Here is a 4,506-nt window from a genome sequence, read left to right as displayed (position 1 = left end):
GCTTTCTCTGGTCGATCATTAAGACCCTGTCGTCTTTCCATTCTATAGTTTTAAAGGAGTGGGAATTATATACTTGTTTACCCATGGGATAACCTCGTATCAATTTCACGGTTCGCAGGGACTGTGCTAATACCAGTACCCTCTCCGTGCAGTTGCGCCATTCCCAGACGCCTTATGTTCATTGCGGCATTCGTGTCCGCATTGGACGCAAATCCGCAACTCACACACAGGAACCGCGCTTGGGTTTTGCGGTTCTCTTTATCTGTATGCCCGCACTCAGAGCATGTCTGACTTGTGTATGCGGGGTTTATTTCCACCAGTCTCCCGCATTTGTACTCAAGATTCCTTCTTATTTCCCCAAAGGCTGTATCAAGTATCGCCCTGTTAAGTCCTGCCTTCTGCTTCACGTTTTTTCCCGGATTCTCTACAGTACCTCTCGCGGAAGCAGTCATGTTCTTAACGTTTAAGTCTTCCACGACTATAGTTCCGCATTTCCCGGAGATATCCCTTGTGGTCTTGTGGGTCCAGTCCTTCCGTGTATTGGCTATCTTCCTGCTTACCTTGGCAAGTTTTCTTTTCGTATCTTTCCTTCTGTTAGACCCCTTTGCCTGCCTTGCCATTTTTCTCTGATACCACTTCCTTCGCTTCTCTTTTTTCTTTAAATCGGGCAGATGATAGAAATCTCCATCTGAAGTGGCAACCTGGCGTGCGTTCATGTCAACTCCGAGAACCTCACCGTCATCCGGCCTTTTCTCCACTTCAACCTCGTAGGAAACAAAGGCACGCCACCTGTGTCCGTCATGGCGAAGCACCACTTGTTTCGGTGTGCCGCTCTCCCATGGATTGCCTCCCCCACGGGTAATCTTTACCCAGCCGACCACGGGAATGCGAAGCAGGGAATATTTTCTGTCCATTCTTCTTATACAGAAATTTTCCCTGCTTGGAAGCGTGAAGCCGGGGGCGGTCCTCTTTCTGCTCATTGGCTTTGGAAACCCCTTCTTGCCTGCCATGGCTTCTCCAAGCGCGTCGGCAAAATACTTGAGGGTATGCTTTACAGGATTGGCGGGAAGTTCAAGCATCCAATGCGTCTTGTGCCTCAGCTTTGTGAACTCCACCCCCAGAGAAAAACAACTTGTTTTCGGTCTTTCTCCCTTGCCGTTTTTGAATGCCTGATAGTCCGTAAGGTTCTTCTCCCGAAAATGGTTCCAGACATACCGGCAGGCTCCGGCTATCTGAAACATCTTCTTTGCCTTCGTCTTAGTGATTGGCAGAACGACAAACTCTACTGTGCGTATTTCTCTAGCCATCGCAGCATATCATACCCATCATATTATTTGGGGAAATAGGTATATAATTTTCAAAGGAGTTCATTCTGCAGGCTTCCTCGTTTTCTTTAACCTCAGGAGAAGTCCGGCCCATCCGCCCTCGACCTTCCCACTGACAATATCATAACCCGAGTTTCCATAAGTTTCGGCTACTTCCCGTTTCTCGTTTGCCTGTATGCCGGACACTATAAGATGCCCTAGGGGAAGAAGTCTCTCTTTTAGATTCTCCCTCATTGAGATAAGAGTATCCTTGGATGTGTTAGAAACAACCACGTCGAATTTTTTCCGTGTGCAGTCTGCAGAACCACACCAGACTTTTACCTTGTCGGAAGTTGCGTTTCTTGCGGAATTCGAGATGGTTTCTTTTGCGGCCTTGAAATCAATGTCTGCGCAAAACGAAGTGGATGCTCCCAGTTTGATCGAGCAGATACCCAGAATACCGCTCCCGCATCCCACGTCAAAAACAGAACACCCTGGGGATTTTTCGATAATTTCGTCCAGATAACTTACGCATATTCTTGTTGTTTCATGATGTCCCGTGCCAAAGGCGTTTCCCGGATTTATTTCAACTACCTTGGTTCCCCGCTCCGCCTTGTATTGTTTTTCCCATGGGGGTTTGATAACTATTCGACGACTCACCCTTACCGGTTTCAAATAGGATTTCCAACCTTCCCAGTCTGCTTGATTTATGTATCGGGTGGTGAACCGGACCGCCTCGGCGTTTTCGCTAAAAAGCATAGAGAACTCCCTTACGGTTGTTATGATTCCCGCAATGTCCGTTTCTTCCTTGAAATACGCATGAATTAATGGTTCTCTGTGGTCTCTTTGCTCCTCGCTAACCGCTCCGGCTTCAAGACCCAAGAGCAGATCTGAAACAAGAGCAGCCAGTTCTCCCGGCAACTCAATCGTAAGTCTCTTCATTCTCGCCATGGCGGATAATTAATTGTATTTGTCGCGCTTCGTCAAATTTACAAAAAAGCGTAGGTATATATAATATTCTCCATGAAAGCGGAAACCAGGGAGACGGTAAGAACCATCCTGATTCAGAAAATGTCCGATATACTGGGCATTGCCTATGATACTGTTGATAGGATGAGTAAGGGGTCCAATTCTTTCCCAGACCCACTTGACAGGGCGCTATCCGAGTCAAACAGGGTTCTCGAACTGCGGGAAAGGGACAGGGAGAGAAAGCTGCTTCGGAAAATACGCGACGCGCTCGCGAGACTTGAGAATGGTTCTTACGGAATCTGTGAGGTGTGTGAAGAGGAGATCTCGGAACAGAGACTGATTGCAAGACCGGAGACTACTCTTTGCATAGAGTGTAAGGAAGAGCAGGAAGATATTGAAAAGAAATTCGGCTAGTTATCAAGAATCATAGTTCCGCTGAGCAAGTTAAGCATAGACTCCTTGGTTATTCTCCACTTTCCCAGTACTTTCGATAAGTTAATAACCTCTCTGGCTTTATATGTCATTGAATAACTATCGATCTTTACGTCAATCGAAGAGAGCATCATTACCCTTGCGTCTGTCCCGTTGATGTATATGTATCTTTCGGATTCGCCGAATGATACCGTGTCAATGGTGGATACCTGGTCCTTGAACCTGCTTACCAGTTCGTGCTTGTCAACAACTTTTTCCCCTGAAGTTACCCTGTAATCTTCGTGTATACACTCAGAATACATTTCAGGGTCTTTTAGCTGAAAGGACCTGACTCTCTTGTCCAAAAGCAGGTTTATCTCCTCTTCTTCAGAAGACCCGCAGGAGACGAGAAAGATAATCGTGACTAGATATGCAAGCAGCTTGTATGTCTTCACCATGTCTGTCTTTTTGTTTGAGTGGAATTACATCGTCTGATCAAACTGCGCGTTCCGGATCGATAAGCACAGCCGCCCGGGAAATTATCTTGTCGTTAAATTCACGTGGCGGATTGCTTGCCCGCAGCTTCGGGGAGAGGTTTCTCCTAGGATGACTGCTTGGATAATTTTTCCTCAGCCTCTATTAGAAGCTTCCTGGCTTTCTCGGCGTATTCGGTATCGGGGTAATTTTCAAGAACGTTTCTGTATCTTTGCGCCGCCGCCTCGTAGTTCTTTTTCTTCTGATAGAATTTCCCTATGTAGATTTCTCTTTCCGCGAGCATTCTTCTGGATCTCTCGATTTTATCCTGCGTCTGCTCAGCGTACGGTGAGTCGGGATAGGTCTTATTAAGCAGTGTAAACCACTTTATTGACTGAAGCCGCTTTGAATGGTTTCTGTCCTTCCCCGCTTTCATCTTATAGTAGGAGAGTCCGAGGCGATACATTGCGTAATCAAGTTCTTCGTGACCCGGATGATTCGCTATGAAATTTTCGTATTCCTCAGCGGCCAGAGTGTATTCCCTTTTTTTAAAATAAACATCACCGCTTCTGAGTTCAGCTAGCGCGGCGTACTTGGTATAGGGATAGCGGATCTGTATTTCCTTGAGAATGTCGAATACTTTGTCGTAATTTGTTCCACCGAATATCCAGGGAAAACCGCTTTCCTTGTTAAGTTCTTCAACCACTTCGTCATTAAGTTGCTCTGCTGTTCCTTCGTAAATCGCCTGCTTTCCCCCACAGGAAACCGTAAGGAGCACGGCGATGGTGATTAATAATTTTGCCGGATTTTTCATAATTCTTTTTTGTGAACCTGTCTTTTTATGAGAACAAAGAAGCTCCTTTAGTTCTGAAGTAAAAGTTCTCTGCAAGTCATGTGATCTGCTGTCCCGGTTCCAAGGCAACCACGCTCAGCGAATCCATATCCTTGGTCAGTGACTTCAGTTCATCCGGAGTTCCCACCAGAAGCGGAAAAGTTCCGTAGTGCATGGGGATGACCCATTTCACGTTAAGCAGCCTGCATGCGTACGATGCCTCAAGCGGAGACATCGTGAAGAGATCTCCGATGGGCAGCATTGCCAGCTGTGGTTTATATATCTCCGATATAAGTTTCATGTCACCGAAAATGTTGGTATCTCCGGCATGATATATTGTGTAGTCGTTTTCAAACTTTATTATGTAGCCGGCCGGCTCCCCGCCATAGATGACAGCTCCGTCTTCCTCCTTCATGCTGCTGCTGTGCTGGGCGTGGGTCACTGTGAACCTTATTCCGTCTATGACCACGTTGCCTCCCTTGTTACACGGCCTGCAGTTCTGAACTCCCTTTGAGC

The 4,506-nt window shown here is 46.7% G+C and carries 6 protein-coding genes; 1 reads left to right on the top strand and 5 read right to left on the bottom strand.

The features are described from left to right. Positions 1-77 precede the first annotated feature (77 nt). Both OXG10_08775 and OXG10_08770 read right to left on the bottom strand, forming a co-directional pair. Positions 78-1,307: a transposase gene (locus OXG10_08775; GenBank protein MCY3827447.1), complete on the bottom strand. Its 1,230-nt coding sequence runs from the start codon at positions 1,305-1,307 to the stop codon at positions 78-80. 60 nt (positions 1,308-1,367) lie between these two features. Beyond that, complete coding sequence (locus OXG10_08770) at positions 1,368-2,246, bottom strand: 50S ribosomal protein L11 methyltransferase (protein MCY3827446.1); 879 nt, start codon at positions 2,244-2,246, stop codon at positions 1,368-1,370. A gap of 81 nt (positions 2,247-2,327) precedes the next feature. Here OXG10_08770 and dksA point away from each other — a divergent pair, with 81 nt between their 5' ends. Beyond that, positions 2,328-2,687, top strand: coding sequence for an RNA polymerase-binding protein DksA (dksA, locus tag OXG10_08765; protein ID MCY3827445.1), 360 nt, complete (start codon positions 2,328-2,330; stop codon positions 2,685-2,687). Here dksA and OXG10_08760 read toward each other — a convergent pair. The 3 genes from OXG10_08760 to OXG10_08750 all read right to left on the bottom strand — a co-directional run. Beyond that, positions 2,684-3,142 (bottom strand): nuclear transport factor 2 family protein, encoded by a 459-nt coding sequence (locus OXG10_08760; GenBank protein ID MCY3827444.1) that lies wholly within the window; start codon positions 3,140-3,142, stop codon positions 2,684-2,686. The genes dksA and OXG10_08760 overlap by 4 nt on opposite strands. A gap of 143 nt (positions 3,143-3,285) precedes the next feature. Beyond that, positions 3,286-3,972, bottom strand: a complete 687-nt coding sequence (bamD, locus tag OXG10_08755; GenBank protein MCY3827443.1) for an outer membrane protein assembly factor BamD — start codon at positions 3,970-3,972, stop codon at positions 3,286-3,288. Positions 3,973-4,048: 76 nt separating this feature from the next. After that, positions 4,049-4,506: metal-dependent hydrolase (locus OXG10_08750; protein MCY3827442.1), on the bottom strand; the 458-nt coding region annotated here is incomplete at its 5' end.

This window comes from Candidatus Dadabacteria bacterium (genome assembly GCA_026706695.1).
In the GTDB taxonomy this organism is placed as follows: Bacteria; Desulfobacterota_D; UBA1144; order Nemesobacterales; family Nemesobacteraceae; genus Nemesobacter.
The sequence above is the reverse complement of the archived record's forward strand: the minus strand, read 5'-3'. Positions and strand labels throughout refer to the sequence as shown.

What these genes read in the sequence shown, in the direction of transcription:
- OXG10_08775 (MCY3827447.1), bottom strand. Translation starts at nt 1,307, where the DNA reads ATGGCTAGAGAAATACGCACAGTAGAGTTTGTCGTTCTGCCAATCACT.
- OXG10_08770 (MCY3827446.1), bottom strand. Translation starts at nt 2,246, where the DNA reads ATGAAGAGACTTACGATTGAGTTGCCGGGAGAACTGGCTGCTCTTGTT.
- dksA (MCY3827445.1), top strand. Translation starts at nt 2,328, where the DNA reads ATGAAAGCGGAAACCAGGGAGACGGTAAGAACCATCCTGATTCAGAAA.
- OXG10_08760 (MCY3827444.1), bottom strand. Translation starts at nt 3,142, where the DNA reads ATGGTGAAGACATACAAGCTGCTTGCATATCTAGTCACGATTATCTTT.
- bamD (MCY3827443.1), bottom strand. Translation starts at nt 3,972, where the DNA reads ATGAAAAATCCGGCAAAATTATTAATCACCATCGCCGTGCTCCTTACG.